This is a genomic window from Streptomyces sp. NPDC056169 (genome assembly GCF_042268445.1).
Classification (GTDB): Bacteria; Actinomycetota; Actinomycetes; order Streptomycetales; family Streptomycetaceae; genus Streptomyces.
Genome location: NZ_JBHJUO010000004.1, coordinates 264,185 through 282,872 on the forward strand (window position 1 = coordinate 264,185; position 18,688 = coordinate 282,872).

Consider the following 18,688-nt stretch of genomic DNA (forward strand, 5'->3'; position numbering starts at 1 on the left):
GCGATGCCGCTCCGCGGGCCACGGGTTCCGCTACTGCTGCGGCGGGACCGGCTGGATGTGCTGGGTGAGACCGCCGTCCACGGCCAGCTCGACACCGGTCGTGAAGGTCGCGTCGAAGGCGAAGAAGAGCGCGGCGGTGGCGACCTCCTCAGGCGTACCGTGCCGCTTCATCGGAGTGAGCGCGTCGCCCACCGCGCTGAGGACGGCCCACTCCTCGGCGGTGGCGTCCGCGATGCCCATGGTCGGGGTGTGGATGAAGCCCGGGCTGACGGAGTTGACCCGGATGCCGCGCGGCAGGAGCTCGGCGGCGAAGACCTGCGCGAAGGAGCACACGGCCGCCTTGGCGCCGGAGTACACGCCCATGCCGGGGGGGCCGGTCACATTGGCGATCGAGGTGGTGAAGACGATCGACCCGCTGTCGTTGACGAGCGGGGCGAGCTTCTGCACCGTGAAGAACACGCCCTTGGTGTTCACGTCGAACTGCCGGTCGTAGGTCTCCTCGGTGACGAGGGCGATCGGCTCCAGGGCGGCGTATCCGACGTTCACGAAGACGGCGTCGACACGGCCGAGCTTCTCCTCGACCGCCGCGCCCAGCTCCGCGATGTCGCCCATGCTCGCGACGTCCGACCGCAGGACGTGCACGGCCTTCCCGTCGAGGTCGCGGCGCGCGGTCTCGATGTTGTCCTTGTTCCGCCCCGTCAGCAGGACCTCGGCCCCGCCGTCGAGCAGCCCCTGCACCATGGCGAGGCCCATGCCGTGCGTCCCACCGATGACCACGGCCTTCTTGCCGGCGTACTTGCCCATCACTTCTCCTGAAGACGTCAAGCGACTCACTGGAACGACACCGACCGTAACCGGGCACGTACCACTGCGTGATCACTGAGCGGTAACCGGGTCTCCACCGGCTACGGGCTCCCGGGAGCGAAGGACAGCATGCGGGCCTGGTGGTCCGCGTCGTTGCCGGACACCCCGCTCGGCGAGATGACGATCCGGCCGTTCGCATAGGCCAGGCGTCCCGCCATCATGCGGAGTTCCGTGGACCGGGCCGTCGCGGGATGCCGGAGCACCTGCTTCTCCGTATCCGCGCCGCCCGGGCCGAGCCGGATGATCCTGCCCGGCTGCTCCGCCGTGGCCGCCTCGTAGACGAGGGCGTACGAGCCGCCGTCCGCGCGCAGGGGATGGAGCGTGCTGCCCCCGGACTTCACGCCCCAGACGAGCTTCCCGGTGGTGAGGCTGTAGCCGCCGACGCGGTCGATGCCGCCCAGGAAGACGATGTCCTTGCCGACGGCGGTGCCCGGGCAGAGCTGCATGTTCCCGCCAGAGTCCCCCGCGCCTGCGCAGTACGTGAACCCCTTGGGGCGGGCGTCGATGGTGATGCCGGGCTTTCCGCCGGGCTTCAGGGCCACGACCCGCCAGTCGTCCGTGAGCTTCTCGTGGTGGTAGGTGGTGAAGACGACCGGTTCGACGGAGAGCATCTTCCCGACGGACCAGCCCGGCCGGGTGCGGTAGCGCCAGCGGACCTTGCCGGTGCGCGGGTCGAGCTCGCGGAGCTGGTGGTAGGACGTGGCGCGGTCGACGCCGATCGCGCAGGTGGAGCTCACCACGAGCCGGGGGCCGCCCGCGAGGTCGTCGGGGTAGCACTTCCCCGGGTTCTCGACGGGGATGTCGTAGAGCTTGGCTCCGGTGTCGACCCGGTACGCCGCCGCCTTCATGCTCTGGACGATCGCGAGGGTGCCGCCGCTGATGGCGCTGTTCACGGTGATCGTGCCGTCCATGGAACCGGTCTCGGTGAGCTTCTTGTGCCACCCCGCCTTCCCGGTCCTGAGGTCGATCATCTGAAGCTGGTTGCAGCGGTTCCCCGTCCAGTCCCGGTTGCTCTTGTAGACCACGACGATCTTGCCGTCGGGGGTCGGGTTGGCGGGGGTCTCGCAGACGGAGGCCGGCAGCGGCACGCTCCACACCTCGACGCCGTCCGACAGACGGCGGGCGGTGACCTTGTCGTACCCGGCCTGGACGACGGTGTCGCCGACGACCCACAGGGGGTAGAGCTTGATGGAGCGCCGGGGCAGATCGGTCAGGTCGTCGGCGATCCACGCCGTGGCGTCTCCCGGCTTGCGCCCGGCGTTGATCTCGTCCGACGACGGGATCCGCTGCGGTGTCGGCGTGCGGACCGCGGGGGTACGGGAGGGTGTCGGCGTCGCGGAGGGGCTGGGGGCCTTGTCGGCGACGGGCGCGGCCGGGCCGCCCCACCGGCCGTCGGTGAGGGCGTACACCCATCCGCTCGCCGCCAGGAGCAGCAGGACGACGACCGTCGCGATCAGCGGCCCCTTGCCGAAGCGTCGGCGGCGGGGCGGCGGCTCCGGCGGGGTGTAGCCCTCGGGGGCGTACGGGTTGTCCGGAACCGTCTGCTGCGTCTGGTGCGGCCGGTACCAAGGCTGTGGCGGGTGGTGCATCGGTCTCCCCTACTGTCCGCCGGTCCGAGCGAAATCCTCGACGGTATCCACCCGGCATGACGAGGCACACACTGTCGTGGCGTCCTGCAGTGCGGATGAAATCCCGCTGATGCGGGAGACTTGGGCTCCTGCGCGGGCAGGGAAGACGGGGACTTGGGGCTGCGAAGTGGGCGTGGAGGCGGCGGGTCCGGGCGCGGAAGCAGCGAGCCCCGGCCCGGAGGCAGAGAGTCCGGGCACGGAGGCTGGGCGTCCCGGCCCGGAGGCAGAGGGTCCGGGCCCGGAGGCAGAGGGTCCGGGCCCGGAGGCAGAGGGTCCGGACGGGACGACGGGGCGGCTGCGGATCGAGCTGCTCGGGCCCGTCCGGGCACGTCGCGGCGAGTCCCTCCGCGTCCTCGGCCCGGTACGGCGACAGGCCGTCCTCGCCGCCCTGATCCTGCGCGCGCCGGCCTTCGTGACGTACGGACAGATCCTCGACGACGTCTGGGGCACGGAGCCTCCGGGCACGGGTCACCGGGTCCTGCCGAGCTATGTGTACGCGCTGCGCAAGGTGCTGGACGCGGCGGGTGCCGGGCCGGCCCGGTCGGTGATCGAAGGAGGGCACGGCGGCTACCGCTTCGTCCCCGGCGAGACCCGGACCGACCTCGCCGACCTCGCCGCACACGCCGGTCGCGCCCGGCGCGCGAAGGACGCCGGTGACCTCGACGGCGCTCTCGACCACGGCGGGCGGGCCCTGGAGCTGCTGCGCGGCGAACCGCTGCCCGGACTCCCGGGGCCGCTCGCCGACACCGAGCGGCACCGCCTCGCCCGGCAGCGGCGCGCCCTGCACGAGGACCGCGCCGAGTGCCTGGTCCTCCTCGGGCGGTACGCGGAGGCCCTGGACGGTCTGATGGCGGCGGCACCGGCCCAGCGGCACGACGAGCCGCTGGCCGCCCTGCGGATGCGCGCCCTGTACGGCAGCGGCCGGCAGGCCGAGGCGCTCGCCGTGTACCAGGAGACGCGGCGGCGGCTCCTCGACGAGCTGGGCGTCGAGCCGGGCGAGGAGCTGCGCCGCGTGCACCAGGCGGTCCTGCGCCGGGAGGACCGGTCCCTGCTCGGCCGGGCGCCGGGTCCGCACGCGGCCCTCGCCGACGGAGACACGGAGATCACGCCCCAGGGCTCACCGCCGGGACGACACCACCCCACCGGACCGGCCGACACCGGCCCCACGCGCTCCCCCGACCCCGGACCCGACCGCGCCCGCCGTCCCGGCGGTCCCCGCCTTCCCCACCTTCCCCACCTTCCCCGCCGGAACGAACTGCCCGGCGACATCGCCTGCCTGGTCGGCCGCGAGAAGGAACTCGCCCTGCTCACCGCCCCCGTGGCGCCCGGCGCCGTCTCCGTGACGACGGTCGACGGCACGGCGGGCGTAGGCAAGACGGCCCTCGTGGTCCGCGCCGCCTGGGCCCTGGGCGACGCTCATCCCGACGGCTGCCTGTTCGTGGACCTGCACGCGTACGGCGCGGCCCACGAGAACGTCGGCCCGCAGCGGGCCCTGCGCCGACTGCTGCGTGCGGTCCGCGGGTTCAGCGCGGAACCCCCTTACGACAGCGCACAGTTCGACGATTCGATCGACCCGGACGACGTGACGGAGCTCGTCACGGCCTGGCGTGCGGCGACGAGCGACCTGCGGTTGCTGCTGGTCGTGGACAACGCCCGCAGCGCCGAGCAGGTACGGCCGCTGCTGCCCGCCGGGCCGGGAAGCCGGGTCCTGGTGGCGGGCCGGCAGCGGCTGCCGGGCCTCGACGCCGATCTCCGGCTCACCGTGGAGCCGCTGGGTTCCGGCGACGCCGTCGGCCTCTTCCGGGAACTCCTCGGGGAGTCCCGGGCTGACCGCGAGCCCGAGGCGGCTCGCGAGCTCGCCCTGCGCTGCGGCGGCCTTCCCCTGGCCCTGCGCATCGCGAGCGCCCGGCTGCAGAACCGCCCGTCCTGGACGCTGGCCTTCCTGGCCGGCCGGATGTCCGACGACGCGCGCGGCCTCGGCGAGCTGCGGGCCGGTGACCGCAGTGTGGAGGCCGCCTTCCGGATGTCGTACGACCAGCTGGCCCCCGAACTGCGGCGCGGTTTCCGGGCGTTGGGTTCGGCTCCGACCGCCCGCTTCGACGGGCTCACCCTCGCCGCCATGCTGGGCGGGTCCGGTGCGGAAGCCGAGGCGCTCCTGGAGGACCTGGTCGACGCCAGTCTGCTCCAGGAGCCGCATCCCGGCCGCTACCGGCTGCACGATCTCGTACGGGCGCACGCCCGGCGTCTCGCGGCCGAGGCGCCCCGGGAGGCCGCCGCCGACCGCGCCGCCGTGCTGCGGCTCTACACGGCGGCGGGCCGCATCGCGAGCGACTGGGGACCCGAGGCCTTCCCCGGGGAGCGTCATGACACCACGGGTCGCGACACCACCGCTTCGCCCTTCCCCGGCTGGAGTGAGGCCTCCGCCTGGCTGAACGCGGCGGGCGGAGACCTGGTCGACGTGGTGGCCTTCGCGGCCGCCGCCGGTGAGTTCGACCACGCCTGCCGGCTCGCGGAGGCCCTCGTCGACCACCTGGCGCGGCAGGGCCACTTCCACGAGTGCCGCACCGCCCTGGAACGCGCCCTGGCCTGCGCGGACATGACGACCGACCGGCGGATGCCCTCCTCGCTGCGCATCTGCATGGGCATCGTGGAGGTCTACCAGGGGAGGTTCCGGCAGGCGGGCGAGTGGTTCGCCGATGCGCTGCGGGACGCCGACTGCCAGGGCGATCGCCGCAACCGGGCCCGGGCGATCGCCGGATTGGGCGCCGCGACGTGGCCGCTGGGCCGGACCGAGGAGGGGTCGGCCCACCTGGGCGAGGCGCTGGAGCTGGCGGCCGGTCTCGACGACGACTGGCTGACCGGGATGGCGCACTGCAACCTCGGTGCGATCCACTCCCACCACGGACGGCACGAACAGGCCCTGGACCACTACGACACCGCCCTCGCCCTCGCCGAGAAGAACGGCCGCCCCCGAACGATCAGCAGCACCCTGTCCTTCGCCGCCGACGCCCACCTGGCCCTCGGCCGGCACGCGGAGGCCACGGACCTGCTGCGGCGGGCGGCCGAGCTGGCCCGCGAGGCCGAAGACCTGCCGCTGCGCGCGGACGGCCTGTCGCGGCTCGCCGCGGCGGAGCACGTACGGGGCGACCTGCGCTCGGCCGTCGACACCCACCACGAGGCGGTGTCGACGCTGACCCGGCACACGAGCACCTGGCTGGAGATGGGGGTCCGCATCCGCCTGGGCGGGACGTACGCGGCGGCGGGCCGTCACGCCGAGGCGCGGCAGGAGTTCCGCACCGCCCTCTCCCTGCCCGGGGCGGGCGACCATCCCCGGGAGTACGAGCTGGCACGCGACGGGCTGAGCGACGCCTCCGACGGCATCCCCCCGGAACCGGAGCCGGAGCCGGTGGCCCCTGGCCCCTGACAGCTCCGGGGGATCAGCCTGCGGCCGGTCAGCCGATGCCGGTGTGGGGGCTCGGCTTGCCGAACTCCTCGATCAGCACGGGATATTGCTCCCCGCCGTGCCCGGCGGCGATCGCGCGGTCCGCCATCGCCTTGATCAGCCGGGGCAGTTCGGCGTTGACCCCCAGTGCCTCGCTCTCCTCGATCAGGTGCTCCATCGTCCGTGCCTCGGTCTCCAGCGCCGACACCTCGGCGGGGAAGGAGCCCTTGTCGATCTGTTCGGCGTACCCGGGCAGCCACGCGGCCACGCCGACGGCCATCTGCCGGGCGAACGGCGCGTACGTCGCGGCGTCGACACCGGCCGTCCCGAGGAGGGCGGTGCCCTGGAGCCAGGCGTTCAGGACGCTCCACATCATGGTCAGGCCGGCCACGTCGTACAGGGACGCCAGGCCGTGGTCCGCTCCGAGGTGGGTCACGGTGCCGAGCGCGGCGAGCGTCGGCTCGTGCGCCTCGAAGACCTGCTGCGGCCCGCTGTGGAGGATCAGCGCGTCGGCGGTCCCGATCCCCGACGGGATGGCCATGACGGCGCCGTCCAGGTAGCGGGCGCCGCGCTGCTCGGCCCACCGGGCGGCCTCGCGCGCCTGGCCCGAGCTCCCCGAGGACAGGTTGATCAGTGTCGTACCGGCCAGGTCGATCTCGTCGGGGCCGAGCAGCTCGTACACGGCCTGGTAGTCGGTGAGGCAGACGATCGTCAGGGAACCGGCCTTGAGCGCGTCGCCGACGGTCGGCGCCGACCGCGCGCCCGCGGCGACCAACTGCTCGGCCTTGGAGGACGTGCGGTTCCACACGGTCGTGGGGTGTCCTGCTGCGAGGAAGGCCCCGGCGAGTGCCCGGCCCATCAGTCCGAGGCCGATGACCGTCACGGGGGTAAGTGGGGTGTTGTTCATGGCAGCATCGTCAACGTTGATGTCGGTGTGAAGGTCAAGCGAGGTTGCGATGCGGATCGGGGAACTGAGTCGACGGGCGGGCGTCAACGCCCACCAGTTGCGCTACTACGAGGCCCAGGGCCTCCTGGAGGCGGATCGCGGCACGAACGGATACCGCGAGTACGACGAGAGCGCCCTGCTGCGGGTGAAGCAGATCCGGCACCTGCTCGGTGCCGGACTGTCCTCCGAGGACATCGCCTACCTGCTGCCCTGCGCGGTCGGCGAGACCCCTGAACTCGCGGGCTGTCCTGAGCTGTTGGCCGCGATGCGCTCGCGGCTGCGGCGCATCGACGACCAGGTGGACCGGCTCACCCGGTCCCGCGAGGCTCTCACCGACTACATCGACGCGGCGGAGCGCGTGAGCGACGAGAACTACCCGCCGTTCACCGGTGTCGAGGCGCAGCCCGTCGCCTCCTGAACGGCCCGCCCGGCCAACGGCCTTCCGCCGGTCACACGTCCCAGGTGACGGGGAGGCTCTTCACCCCGTAGATGTCCGCGGCCTCCGGGCGCAGGACGACCTCCTCGGCCGGCACGGCCAGGCGCAGCGTGGGGAATCGGTCGAGCAGCGCGGTGAACGCCACCCGCATCTCGACGCGGGCCAACTGGGCGCCCAGGCACAGGTGGATGCCGTGGCCGAAGGCCAGGTGCCCACCGGCGTCCCGCCGGAGGTCGAGCGTGTGGGGATCGGCGTAGCGCTCGGGGTCGCGGTTGGCGGTGTTGTACGAGAGGACGACCGTCGTGCCGGCCTCGATGACCTGGCCGCCGACCTCGACGTCCACCAGCGCCGTCCGCATGAACGACTTGGCGACGCTCAGGTAGCGCAGCATCTCCTCCACGGCCCCGTCCACGAGCGTGGGATCGGCGCGCAGCGCGGCCAGTTGCTCCGGATTCCGGAGCAGGGCGAACGTCCCCAGGGACAGCATGTTCGCGGTGGTGTCGAAGCCGGCCGCCAGCAGGATCAGGCTGATCCCCTGAAGCTCCTCGTCGGTCAGGTCGCTGTCGGTGAGTTCGCTGAGCACGTCGTCGGTGGGCTTCGCGCGCTTGGCGGCCACCAGGCGGGCGAGGTAGTCCTGGGTCGCGGTGTAGGCCGCGATCAGGTCCTCGTCGTTCGTCTCCCCGCCCATGAACGTGTCGATCTGTTCCTGGAAGGAGTCCCGGTCCTCGTACGGCACCCCGAGGAGTTCACAGATGATGATCGTGGGGATGGGCTTGGCGAAGGCGGTCACCAGGTCCACCGACGGCCCGGTCCGCTCCATGGCGTCCAGACAGTCCGCGGTGATCTGCTCGACGCGCTCGGTGAGCAGCCGCATCCGCCGCGCGGTGAACTTGCCCACCAGCGGCTTCCGGTAGCGGCTGTGCTGGGGCTCGTCCATGAGCAGGAACTCGCCGGGCGGCGCCGGCGGGAGCTCGAAGTCGACGACGTTCAGGAGGTCCTTGCGGGAGCTGAACCGCGAGTCGGCCAGGACCGACCTGACGAGGTCGTGTCCGGTGATCATCCAGCCCTCCTTCCCGCCGGGGTGGGTGTAGCGGCTGATGGGGCCGTGCTCGCGGGCCTCGATCAGCTCGGCCGGCGGGTCGAAGGGGCAGCCGGGCCGGCGCTCCGCCGGCAGCGTCGTGACGGTGTGGAGGGACTCGCTCATGACCATTCCTCGTCTCGCGGCATCACACGTTTGACTTTTCCCGAAAGCTACGTTGCGTTCAGGGCATCGTCAATCACGAGAATGGCATATCCCCAGGTGGAGCACAGTAAATTGATGCAATGACCCTGCACCTGAAGGCAACGGGACGTTGCAATGAATGGCGCCGAAGGCAATGCTCAGCGGGCGGTGCCCCCGGGCTTCCGTCCCCAGGCGGTGAGCATGCCGGCGGACAGGGCGGCGCACTCGTCGGAGTCCAGGTACCGGATCGCCGCGTCGACGGCCGCGTCGTCGACCAGGCCGGTGGCGAGCATCGCCGCTCTGCTCCGCTGCCAGGTGTCCGCCCAGAATCGGCTGATGGGGCTGCCGGGCAGGAGCGGCGGTACGTGGATCTCGGCGGCCACGGGCAGGAGCCCCGCTCCGCGCAGCAGGTGGGGGTAGGACGGCACCCAGGTCACATCGGTGCCGATGCCGTCCCGAAGTCCCCGCCACATCGCCCGCATCACCGAGGTGTACGGAGTGCCGGGCGTACGGTCGCTCGTGAGGTCGACGGCGTCGCTCAGCACCAGCACTCCCCCGGGCTCGACGAGTTCGGCGAGCGCGGTGATCAGGCGGTCGTGCTCGGGCAGGTGCATCAGCACGAAGCGCGCGTGGACGAGCCGGAACCGGCCGGGGGTGAAGTCCGGGGCGGTGATGTCGGCCTCCAGCACGTCGAGCCCCGGCACCGGCCGCTCGCTCACGAAGCGGACGTCGCGGTCCACGGCGAGCACGCTCTCCACCCCGGCCTCGGCGAGAAGACGCCGGGACACCGTGCCCGTGCCGGCGCCCACGTCGAGACACCGCCACCCCGGGCCGGCCCCGAGCGCCCGCAGCCGCGCCATGGTGATGTCGTCGTAGGCGAGGGCGCCGAAGTCGATGCGCTCGCCCTCGCCCGCCTGCTCGGGCCGGAAGACGGCCTCGCCGTAGCGGCCGCTGAACTCTGTCATCCCACCGATACTCCACCGACGACCGCGCGCACGTCCGAGGCGCGCCGTGCCTGAGCCGATCGGCCCTCACGGCACGGCGCGACTCGGCACGGCACGACTCGGCAGGCACGGCACGGCACGGCGCATCGACTGCATACGGTCCCTCGGGTCCCGCGCCGTCAGGAGATGCGGTGGAGCCAGCCCTGGGGGTCGGGAGCGGTTCCGTGGTGCAGGTCGACCAGGGCGTCGCGCATGGCGAGGGTGACCGGGCCGGGGGTTCCGTCACCGATCGTCCAGTCGCCGTCGCGGTCCTTGACGTGACCGACGGGGGTGACGACGGCGGCCGTGCCGGAGGCGAACACCTCGGTGATGCGCCCCTCCGCGCACTCACGGCGCCACTGCTCCAGGGAGACCTTCTCCTCCCGGGGGACGTACCCCATCCCCTCGGCGAGCCCGAGGAGCGTGTCACGGGTGACGCCGGGCAGCAGCGACCCGCTCAGGGACGGCGTCACGATCTCGGCCCCGGGGCCGGTGCCGCGCACGAAGAACATGTTCATGCCGCCCATCTCCTCGACCCAGGTGCGCTCCACCGGGTCCAGCCACACCACCTGCTGGCAGCCGGCCTCCTGCGCCTGGAGCTGCGCGACGAACGAACCGGAGTAGTTTCCGGCGCACTTGACGTTGCCGGTGCCGCCCGGGATGGCACGGCTGTGCTCGTGGCTGACCCACACCGACACCGTCTCCAGCGCCTTGCCGAAGAAGCCGCCCGCGACGAACGCCATGACGAGGTACTCGTAGGTGTAGGACGGGCGGAGCATCAGGTTGGCGTCCGCACCGAACATCATCGGCCGCAGGTAGATGCTGTGGCTCGGGTCGTCGGAGAGCAGTCCCTGGTCGGCGCGGAGCAGTTGCTCGATGGAGTCGACGAAGACCTCCGCGGGCAGCTCCGGCATGGCAAGGCGGCGGGCCGAGCGCTGGAAGCGGCGGGCGTGCTCCCACGGCCGGAACACGGCGATCCCGCCGTCGGCCTGCCGGTGGGCCTTGAGGCCCTCGAAGATGACCTGGGCGTAGTGCAGACCGATCGTCCCGGGGTGCAGGGTGAGGTCGTGCAGCCGCTCCAGCGCGGGCTTGTGCCAGCCGTCCGACGCGTTCCACGACAGGGTGAACATGTGGTCGGTGAACGCGTCACCGTGGCCGGGGGAACGGACGGGCTGGGGGGCGGACGCGGCGGGGTTCTGGTCGAACGTGAGGGTCATGGCGATTCCTTAAGGGACGAGGCGGTGCGGGACGAGGCGGTACGTGCGGGGCAGTGCGTGCGGGGCAGTACGTGCGGGGCAGTACGTGCGAGGCAGGGCGTGCGGGGCGTGCGAGGGGACGCGCGGCGGTCAGACGAGCGGTGCGAAGAAGAAGGTGTCGCGACGGCCGAACCGGCCGTCCGCCGTGAGCTGGAAGAAGTCGGCGAAGCGCAGCGCCACCGTGGTGCCGTCGTGGAGTTCGCCGTTGAACTCGCCGTGCACGGCGATGTCCGAGCCCTCGACGAGGACCTTGCTGAGCGTGTGCCGTCCCGTTCGGATGACGCGGGCGCCGCCGTAGAAGCGGGTCAGGCCCTCGTGCCCCGTGAACGGTTCGTAGCCCGGGCGGTGGTAGGTGGCGTCGGGGGTGAACAGGCCCACCAGGCCGGGGACGTCACCGGCGTCGACCAGGTCGTAGTAGCGGCGCACATCGGCCTCGGCGGCCGAAGAAGCGATGGTGGCGGTGGCGGTGGCGGTGGAGTCGTCGGTCCGCATGCGGGGTCTCCTGAGCGGTGAGGAATCGGGACGGGTGGGTCGGATGCTCAGATCGCCGGCGGGGTGAGCCGGTCGATCAGTACGTCGGCCATGAGCGCGAGTGCGCCGGGCCTGGTCATGTCGCCGTGCGCGCACGGCAGGTCGTGGACGTCGAGCCGGCCGGCGAGGTACGGGTGCCAGTCCTCCGGCCGCGGGCGGGGACCGGTCCGGCCCTCGGTCGCGGCGAAGAACAGCAGGTCGCCGTCGAAGCGTTCGGGAACGAACTCGTGCCGCAGCCGGACGTTCGAGGAGAAGACCTCCGCCAGGGCGGCGAGCGCGGGGCCGTCGAACCGGGCGAGCGGCCCGCCGGTCTCCCGTACGGTCTCCTCGAACCGGTCGAAGGTCAGGGTGCCGTCCGGGACCGGGAGGCCCAGGGACGCCAGCAGCGCGGCGAGCGTCAGGGGGCAGGAGGCGGGCGGCGGGCCGCCGGCCATCCAGGACGGGGGGCCGGCCACGGCACCAGTGCCGGGGTCAGCACCGATGCCGGTGTCGGTGCCGGGGTCAGTCCTGGTGCCGGTGTCGGTGTCGGACGGGGCTGTCGCGAGGTGCGGATACGCGTCCATGATCGCCAGCAGGGCCACCTCCTCCCCCTCGGCACGCAGCCGCGTGGCCAGGGCGTGGGCGACGAGCCCGCCGAAGGACCAGCCGAGGAGGTGGTACGGCCCTGCGGGCTGCACCGAGCGGAGCTGCGCCAGGTAGTCCTTGACCATCGCGTCGAGCCCGGACGCCGGGAGCTCCGGCGGTGTCAGACCGCGGGCCTGGAGCCCGTACAGCGGGCGCTCGGGGCCGAGGTGCCGCAGCAGGCCCGCGTACACCCAGCTGATCCCGGCCGCGGGGTGGACGCAGAAGAGCGGTGCGGCCCGGGCGAGGTCGCCGTGCGGGCGCAGCGGCAGCGGGGAGGTGAACGCGTCGCCGTCCTGGGCCCCGCTCGCGAGGCCGGCGCCGGCGAGCCGGCCGGCGAGGCCCGCCACGGTGGGGGCTTCGAACAGCGCCTGGATGCCCAGGTCGACGCCGAAGGCGCGGCGCATGCCGGCGATCAGCCGGGTGGCCAGCAGGGAGTGGCCGCCGAGGTCGAAGAAGCCGTCGTCGATGCCGACCGTCTCCACACCGAGCGTCTCCGCGAACAGCCCGCACAGGGTCTCCTCGCGGCTGTCCCGCGGTCCGCGCACGGGTGCGGTGTCCGCTCGGACGGGCGGGGGAAGACGGCGGCGGTCGAGTTTGCCGCTGGGGCTCAGGGGCAGCTCGGCGAGGCGTACGAACTGTCCCGGCACCATGTGGGCGGGCAGGGACCGGGCGGCATGATCGCGCAGCGAGTCCATGCTCTCCTCGCACTCCGCACTCTCCGTGCTCTCCGCACTCCCCTCGCTCGCCACGCTCTCCGCGCCGTCCGGGTGCGGCTCGCCGACGACGTAGGCGACGAGGCGCCGGTCGCCGGGCCGGTCCTCACGGACCACGACGGCCGCCTGACGGACACCCGGGTGGCGGGAGAGCACGGCGGTGATCTCGCCGAGTTCGATGCGGAAGCCGCGGAGCTTCACCTGGTCGTCGGCGCGGCCGAGGAACTCCACCACGCCGTCACGGCGCCACCGGGCGAGGTCGCCGGTGCGGTACATGCGGCTTCCGGACGGCCCGAAGGGGGCGGCGGTGAAACGTTCCGACGTCAGTCCGGGACGGCCCAGGTATCCCCGGGCCAGCTGGACGCCGGACAGGTAGAGCTCGCCGGTCACACCGGGCGGCACCGGCCGCAGCGTCGCGTCCAGGACGTGCACGCCGGTGTTCCACACGGGCCGGCCGATGGGTACGGAGACGGCGTCGCTGTCCGTGCCGCCGCGACCGTCGGCGGGGTCGACGTGGTGGCTGGTCACGTCCACGGCCGCTTCCGTCGGGCCGTAGAGGTTGTGCAGCTCGGCCGGGCTGACGGCGGCGAGGCGTTCGGCGAGCACGGTGGGCAGGGCCTCGCCGCTGCAGATGACGCGACGCAGGGAGCGGCAGGCGGCGATGTCGGTGGAGGCGAGGAACGCCTCCAGCATCGAGGGCACGAAGTGGGCCGTGGTGATGGAGTGACGCCGGATCAGGTCGGCGAGGTAGTCGGGATCCTTGTGGCCCTCGGGCCGGGCGACGACCAGGGTGGCGCCGGTGATCAGCGGCCAGAAGAACTCCCACACGGAGACGTCGAAGCTGGACGGGGTCTTCTGCAGGACGCGTTCGCCGGGTTCGAGGCCGTACGTGTGCTGCATCCAGGCCAGTCGGTTGACGATCGCCGCGTGGGTGACGACGACGCCCTTGGGCCGGCCGGTGGAGCCCGAGGTGTAGATGACGTAGGCGGGGTGCTCGGGCCGGGCCTCGGGCAGTCCACGCGACGAATCGGCGTCGGGGGCGGGGGCGGGGGCGGCTTCGAGCTCCGCGAGGAGTTCCGGGGTGAGGACGAGAGCGGGCGCGGCGTCGTCGAGCATCTGGGCGACGCGGTCCGCCGGGTAGTCGGGGTCGATGGGCAGGTAGGCGGCGCCGGCTTTGTGTACGGCGTAGAGGGCGACCAGCAGCTCCACCGAGCGGGGCAGGGCGACGGCGACGACGCGTTCGGGGCGGGCGCCGCGCGCCACGAGGTGGCGGGCGAGGTGGTCGGCGCGGGCGTCGAGCGCGGCGTAGCCGATCCGCTGGTCCTCGAAGAGGACGGCGGTCGCGTCGGGCGTACGGCGGGCCTGCTCGGCGAAGAGCCGGGGCAGCGTGGTGGCGGCGACGGGAACGGCGGTGTCGTTCCACTGGTGCCGGACCTGGTCCCGTTCCTCGTCGGTGAGGAGGTCGACGGCGCCGAGGGCCTGGTCGGGGTCCTGGGCCAGGGCCGTGAGCAGGACCGACAGACGCCGGGCGAAGCCTTCCACGGTGGCGTGCTCGAAGAGGTCGGAGGCGTAACCGAGCGTCCACACGAGACCCGCGGGCCGGCCCTCGGAGTCGTACTCCTCCTCGATCCCCACCGTCAGGTCGAACTTCGCGACCCAGGTGCCGACGGGGACCACGTCGGTGCGGAGCCCGGGCATGGATTCGGCCTGGCCCGAGGCGGTGGGGTCCTTCTTCACCAGGAGGACCTGGAAGAGGGGGTGTCGGGCGAGGGAGCGCGCCGGGTTGAGCTCCTCGACCAGCCGCTCGAACGGCAGGTCCTGATGGGCGAACGCCTCCAGGTCGGTGTGACGGACCCGGGCGAGGAGCTCACGGAACGTCGGATCACCGGACGTGTCCGTGCGCAGCACCAGCGTGTTGACGAAGAAGCCGACGAGATCGTCGAGAGCCTCGTCCGTACGACCCGCCACCGGCGTCCCCAGCGGAATGTCGCTCCCCGCGCCGAGCCGGGTGAACAGCGCCGCCAGAGCCGCCTGACACACCATGAACACCGTCGCACCCGACGACCGGGCCAACTCCACCACCCGACCGTGCACCTCCGCACCCAGCGAAAGCGGCACCGCATCACCCCGGTGACTCGGCACAGCAGGACGCGAACGATCCACCGGCAGCGCCAACTCCTCAGGAAGACCAGCCAGAACCTCACTCCAGTGCTTCAACTGGCCGAACGCCACGCTCTCCGGATCCTCCACACGCCCCAGCACCTCCTGCTGCCACAGCGTGTAGTCCGCGTACTGCACCGGGAGGGGCGGCGCGGTCGCCGGCCGGCCGGTGGCGCGGGCGGTGTATCCGGCGGCGACCTCGCGGGCGAGGGCCCCCATCGACCAGCCGTCGCAGACGATGTGGTGGAGGACGAGAAGGAGGACGTGATCGTCCTCGCCGACCGTGAACAGGGTCGCGCGCAGGGGCAGTCCGGCGGTCAGGTCGAAGGGACGGCGGGCGGCTTCGCTCAGGTCGGTCTCCAGCCGGCCGGGGTCGGTGGTGACGAACTCCCAGGGGACGTCGGCCTGTTCGGCCGGGATGACGTCCTGCCAGGGGCCTGTCTCGGACTCCGGGAAGCGGGTCCGCAGCGCCTCGTGACGGCGGACCGCGTCGCCGAGCGCCTCGCGGAGCGCCCCGCCGTCCAGCGCGCCTCGCAGGCGGAGGGCGAACGGCACGTTGTAGAGCGGGCTGTTCTCCACCCGGCCGAAGAACCAGAGCCGTTGCTGGGCGAAGGAGAGCGGGGGCGCCTCGGGGCGCGGCACCGGGCGCAGGGCGGGCCGGGCGCGGGCGGCGGCGTCGAGGCGGCCGGCGAGACCGGCAGGCGTCGGAGCCTGGAACAGGTCGCGGACGGTCATCTCGACACCGAGTGCGGCCCGGACCCGGGTGATCAGCCGGGCGGCGAGCAGGGAGTGGCCGCCGAGGTCGAAGAAGCCGTCGTCGGCGCCGACCGTGCCGACGCCGAGGATCTCGGCGAACAGCCCGCACAGGATCTCCTCGCGCGGGGTGCGCGGGGCGCGGCCGCCGGGCGACGGAGCGAGCTCGGGGGCTGGCAGGGCGCGGCGGTCGAGCTTGCCGTTGGGGGTGAGCGGCAGCGCGTCCAGGGTGACGAACGTGGACGGCACCATGTGGTCGGGGACCCGTGCGGCGGTGTGGGCGCGCAGGCCGGCGGGGGCCGTTCCGGGGCGGTCGGGGACGACGTACGCGACCAGGCGCCGGTCACCGGGGCGGTCCTCCCGGACCACGACCGCCGCCTGCCGGACGTCGGGGTGCGCGGTGAGGTGGGTCTCGATCTCCGCGGGTTCGATCCGGAACCCGCGGATCTTGACCTGGTCGTCGGCACGGCCGAGGTATTCGAGGACGCCGTCGGCCCGGCGGCGCACGAGGTCGCCGGTGCGGTAGACCCGCTCCCCGGGCGCGCCGCACGGGTGGGCGACGAATCGTTCCGCTGTGGCGGCGGGGCGGTGGAGGTAGCCGAGCGCGAGCCCGGTGCCGGACAGGTACAGCTCCCCCGGCACGCCGGGCGGCACCAGCCGCAGCCGGTCGTCGAGGACGAAGGCGTACTTGCCGGAGACGGGCGTCCCGATGGGGATGGGCGGGCCGGTCAGATCGGTGGCGGTGACGGTGTGGCTGGTGGTGAAGCCCATGCTCTCGGCGGGCCCGTAGCCGTTGGTGACGCGGACCTGCGGGAACCGTTCGAGCACCCGCGCGGTGTGGGCGACGGAGGCGGCCTCGCCTCCGGTCATCGCCGCGTTCAGGCCCTGGAAGGCGGCGGGGTGCTCGTCGAGCAGATGGTTGAAGAGGCTCGCCGACGCCTTGAGGACGGTGACGCCGTGCCGGGTGACCAGCTCGGCCATGGTGGCCGGGTCGGGGCGCTGCCCCGGCTGGAGCACCACACGGCCCCCGTTCAGGAGCGGGCCGAGGAGCTCGGTGGCGAAGGCGTCCCAGGACATGGGCGCGCTCTGCAGCCAGGTCTCGCCGGCGCCGAAGGGGGCGTACTCCTGGCCGGTGAGGGTGCCGGTCAGCGCCCGGTGCGGGGCCACCACGCCCTTCGGCACACCCGTCGAACCCGACGTGAACATCACGCAGGCGGGCGCTTCGGCGCTGTCGGGGAGGGTGGGGGCGAGGGGGGCTGCGGGGGCGGCGGAGGCAAGGGAGGCGCCGGGGGTGGCGGAATCGTCGCCGGGGGTGGCGGAATCGTCGCCGGGGGTGGCGGAATCGTCGCCGGGGGCGGCCGGGTGGACCAGCGGGACGCCGGTCGCCGCGAGCCAGTCCGGCACGTCCGGCGCGGTGACGACGGCGGTGGCCCGGGTCTGGGCGAGGACGGCGGACAGCCGCTCGCCGGGGAAGTCCGGATCGAGAAGCGTGTAGGCCGCTCCCGCCTTCAGTACGGCGAGCAGGGCACGGACCAGATCGGGCCCACGCTCCAGGTGTACGGCGACGATGTCCCCGACCCGCACCCCCTCGGCGTGGAGACGGCGGGCGAGCCGGGTGGCCTGGGCGTCGAGTGTGCCGTAGGTGACCTGCTCGTCCGCGAAGAGGAGGGCGGTCGCCTCGGGAGTACGGGCCGCCTGCGCCTCGAAGAGTCGGTCGACGCGGCCGGGCGACGCGGCCGGGCGGCCGTCACCCGGTGCGGGGAGCAGCCGGCGCCGTTCCTCGTCGGTGAGGAGGTCGACGGCGCCGAGGGCCTGGTCGGGGTCGTGGGCCAGGGCCGTGAGCAGGACCGACAGACGCCGGGCGAGGCCTTCCACGGTGGCGTGGTCGAAGAGGTCGGAGGCGTAACCGAGCGTCCAGAGGAGACCTGCGGGCCGGCCCTCGGAGTCGTACCGCTCCTCGATCCCCACCGTCAGGTCGAACTTCGCGGAACCGGTGCCGATGGGGAGCGTCTCGACGTCGAGGCCCGGCCAGGAGGGCGTGCGCCCGCCGGGGCCGCCCGCGTCCTTCTGGACGAGCATGACCTGGAAGAGGGGGTGTCGGGCGAGGGAACGGGCCGGGTTGAGCTCCTCGACCAGCCGCTCGAACGGCAGGTCCTGGTGCGCGAACGCCTCCAGGTCGGTGTGACGGACCCGGGCGAGGAGCTCACGGAACGTCGGATCACCGGACGTGTCCGTGCGCAACACCAGCGTGTTGAGAAAGAAGCCGACGAGATCGTCGAGAGCCTCGTCCGTACGACCCGCCACCGGCGTCCCCAGCGGAATGTCGCTCCCCGCGCCGAGCCGGGTGAACAGCGCCGCCAGAGCCGCCTGACACACCATGAACACCGTCGCACCCGACGACCGGGCCAACTCCACCACCCGACCGTGCACCTCCGCACCCAGCGAAAGCGGCACCGCATCACCCCGGTGACTCGGCACAGCAGGACGCGAACGATCCACCGGCAGCGCCAACTCCTCAGGAAGACCAGCCAGAACCTCACTCCAGTGCTTCAACTGGCCGAACGCCACGCTCTCCGGATCCTCCACACGCCCCAGCACCTCCTGCTGCCACAGCGTGTAGTCCGCGTACTGCACCGGGAGTTCGGGCCACTCCGGCTCCTGCCCGACGGTGCGGGCGGTGTAGGCCGTGGCGAGATCCCGTACGAGCGGACCGAGGGACCAGCCGTCGGCGGCGATGTGGTGGAGGACGAGAAGCAGGGTGTGATCGTCCTCGTCGACCGCGAACAGGGTGGCGCGGACCGGGAGTTCGGTCGTCAGGTCGAAGACGTGACGGGCCGCTTCCCCCAGGTCGGCGGACAGCCGGCTCGCGTCCGTGGTGAGGAACTCCCAGGGGACATCAGCCTCTTCGGCCGGGAGGATGTCCTGCCAGGGTCCGGTCCCGGACTCCGGGAAGCGGGTCCGCAGCGCCTCGTGGCGACCGAGGACGTCCAGGAGGGCACGGCGGAGGGCGTCGGCATCCAGGGCTCCGCGCAGGCGGAGGGCGAGCGGCACGTTGTAGCTGGGATTCGGCTGCGTGCGGCTGAGGAACCACAGCCGCTGCTGGGCGTACGACAACGGAAGCATGGGATTC

General features: G+C 72.9%; 10 protein-coding genes. 2 read left to right on the top strand and 8 right to left on the bottom strand.

Annotated elements, in window-relative coordinates; genetic code table 11:
• Window positions 1-30 precede the first annotated feature (30 nt).
• Both ACFC0G_RS08300 and ACFC0G_RS08305 read right to left on the bottom strand, forming a co-directional pair.
• On the bottom strand, window positions 31-804 hold the full coding sequence (locus ACFC0G_RS08300) for an SDR family oxidoreductase (RefSeq protein WP_376399121.1): 774 nt from the start codon (window positions 802-804) through the stop codon (window positions 31-33).
• A 101-nt stretch (window positions 805-905) separates the two neighbouring features.
• Entirely contained in the window at window positions 906-2,453 is a 1,548-nt protein-coding gene (locus ACFC0G_RS08305; protein WP_376399124.1) for a PQQ-binding-like beta-propeller repeat protein, read from the bottom strand.
• Window positions 2,454-2,625: 172 nt separating this feature from the next.
• Here ACFC0G_RS08305 and ACFC0G_RS08310 point away from each other — a divergent pair, with 172 nt between their 5' ends.
• A complete protein-coding gene (locus ACFC0G_RS08310; protein WP_376399127.1) occupies window positions 2,626-5,916 on the top strand; it encodes a BTAD domain-containing putative transcriptional regulator in 3,291 nt (1,096 codons plus the stop codon).
• Window positions 5,917-5,944: 28 nt separating this feature from the next.
• On the opposite strand, the gene ACFC0G_RS08315 is transcribed toward ACFC0G_RS08310, so the two are convergent.
• Complete coding sequence (locus ACFC0G_RS08315; RefSeq protein ID WP_376399130.1) at window positions 5,945-6,841, bottom strand: NAD(P)-dependent oxidoreductase; 897 nt, start codon at window positions 6,839-6,841, stop codon at window positions 5,945-5,947.
• Between the two features lie 49 nt (window positions 6,842-6,890).
• Here ACFC0G_RS08315 and ACFC0G_RS08320 point away from each other — a divergent pair, with 49 nt between their 5' ends.
• Window positions 6,891-7,298, top strand: coding sequence for a MerR family transcriptional regulator (locus ACFC0G_RS08320; protein ID WP_376399133.1), 408 nt, complete (start codon window positions 6,891-6,893; stop codon window positions 7,296-7,298).
• 31 nt (window positions 7,299-7,329) lie between these two features.
• On the opposite strand, the gene ACFC0G_RS08325 is transcribed toward ACFC0G_RS08320, so the two are convergent.
• The 5 genes from ACFC0G_RS08325 to ACFC0G_RS08345 form a co-directional block, all read right to left on the bottom strand.
• Window positions 7,330-8,520, bottom strand: coding sequence for a cytochrome P450 (locus ACFC0G_RS08325; RefSeq protein ID WP_376399136.1), 1,191 nt, complete (start codon window positions 8,518-8,520; stop codon window positions 7,330-7,332).
• A 176-nt stretch (window positions 8,521-8,696) separates the two neighbouring features.
• Window positions 8,697-9,503: a class I SAM-dependent methyltransferase gene (locus ACFC0G_RS08330; protein ID WP_376399139.1), complete on the bottom strand. Its 807-nt coding sequence runs from the start codon at window positions 9,501-9,503 to the stop codon at window positions 8,697-8,699.
• Window positions 9,504-9,661: 158 nt separating this feature from the next.
• Window positions 9,662-10,738 (bottom strand): branched-chain amino acid aminotransferase, encoded by a 1,077-nt coding sequence (locus ACFC0G_RS08335; RefSeq protein ID WP_376399142.1) that lies wholly within the window; start codon window positions 10,736-10,738, stop codon window positions 9,662-9,664.
• A 129-nt stretch (window positions 10,739-10,867) separates the two neighbouring features.
• A complete protein-coding gene (locus tag ACFC0G_RS08340) occupies window positions 10,868-11,269 on the bottom strand; it encodes a nuclear transport factor 2 family protein (protein WP_376399144.1) in 402 nt (133 codons plus the stop codon).
• 47 nt (window positions 11,270-11,316) lie between these two features.
• Window positions 11,317-18,681 carry an amino acid adenylation domain-containing protein gene (locus ACFC0G_RS08345; RefSeq protein ID WP_376399147.1) on the bottom strand — a complete coding sequence of 2,455 codons (7,365 nt, stop codon included), beginning with the start codon at window positions 18,679-18,681 and terminating at the stop codon, window positions 11,317-11,319.
• Window positions 18,682-18,688 lie beyond the last annotated feature (7 nt).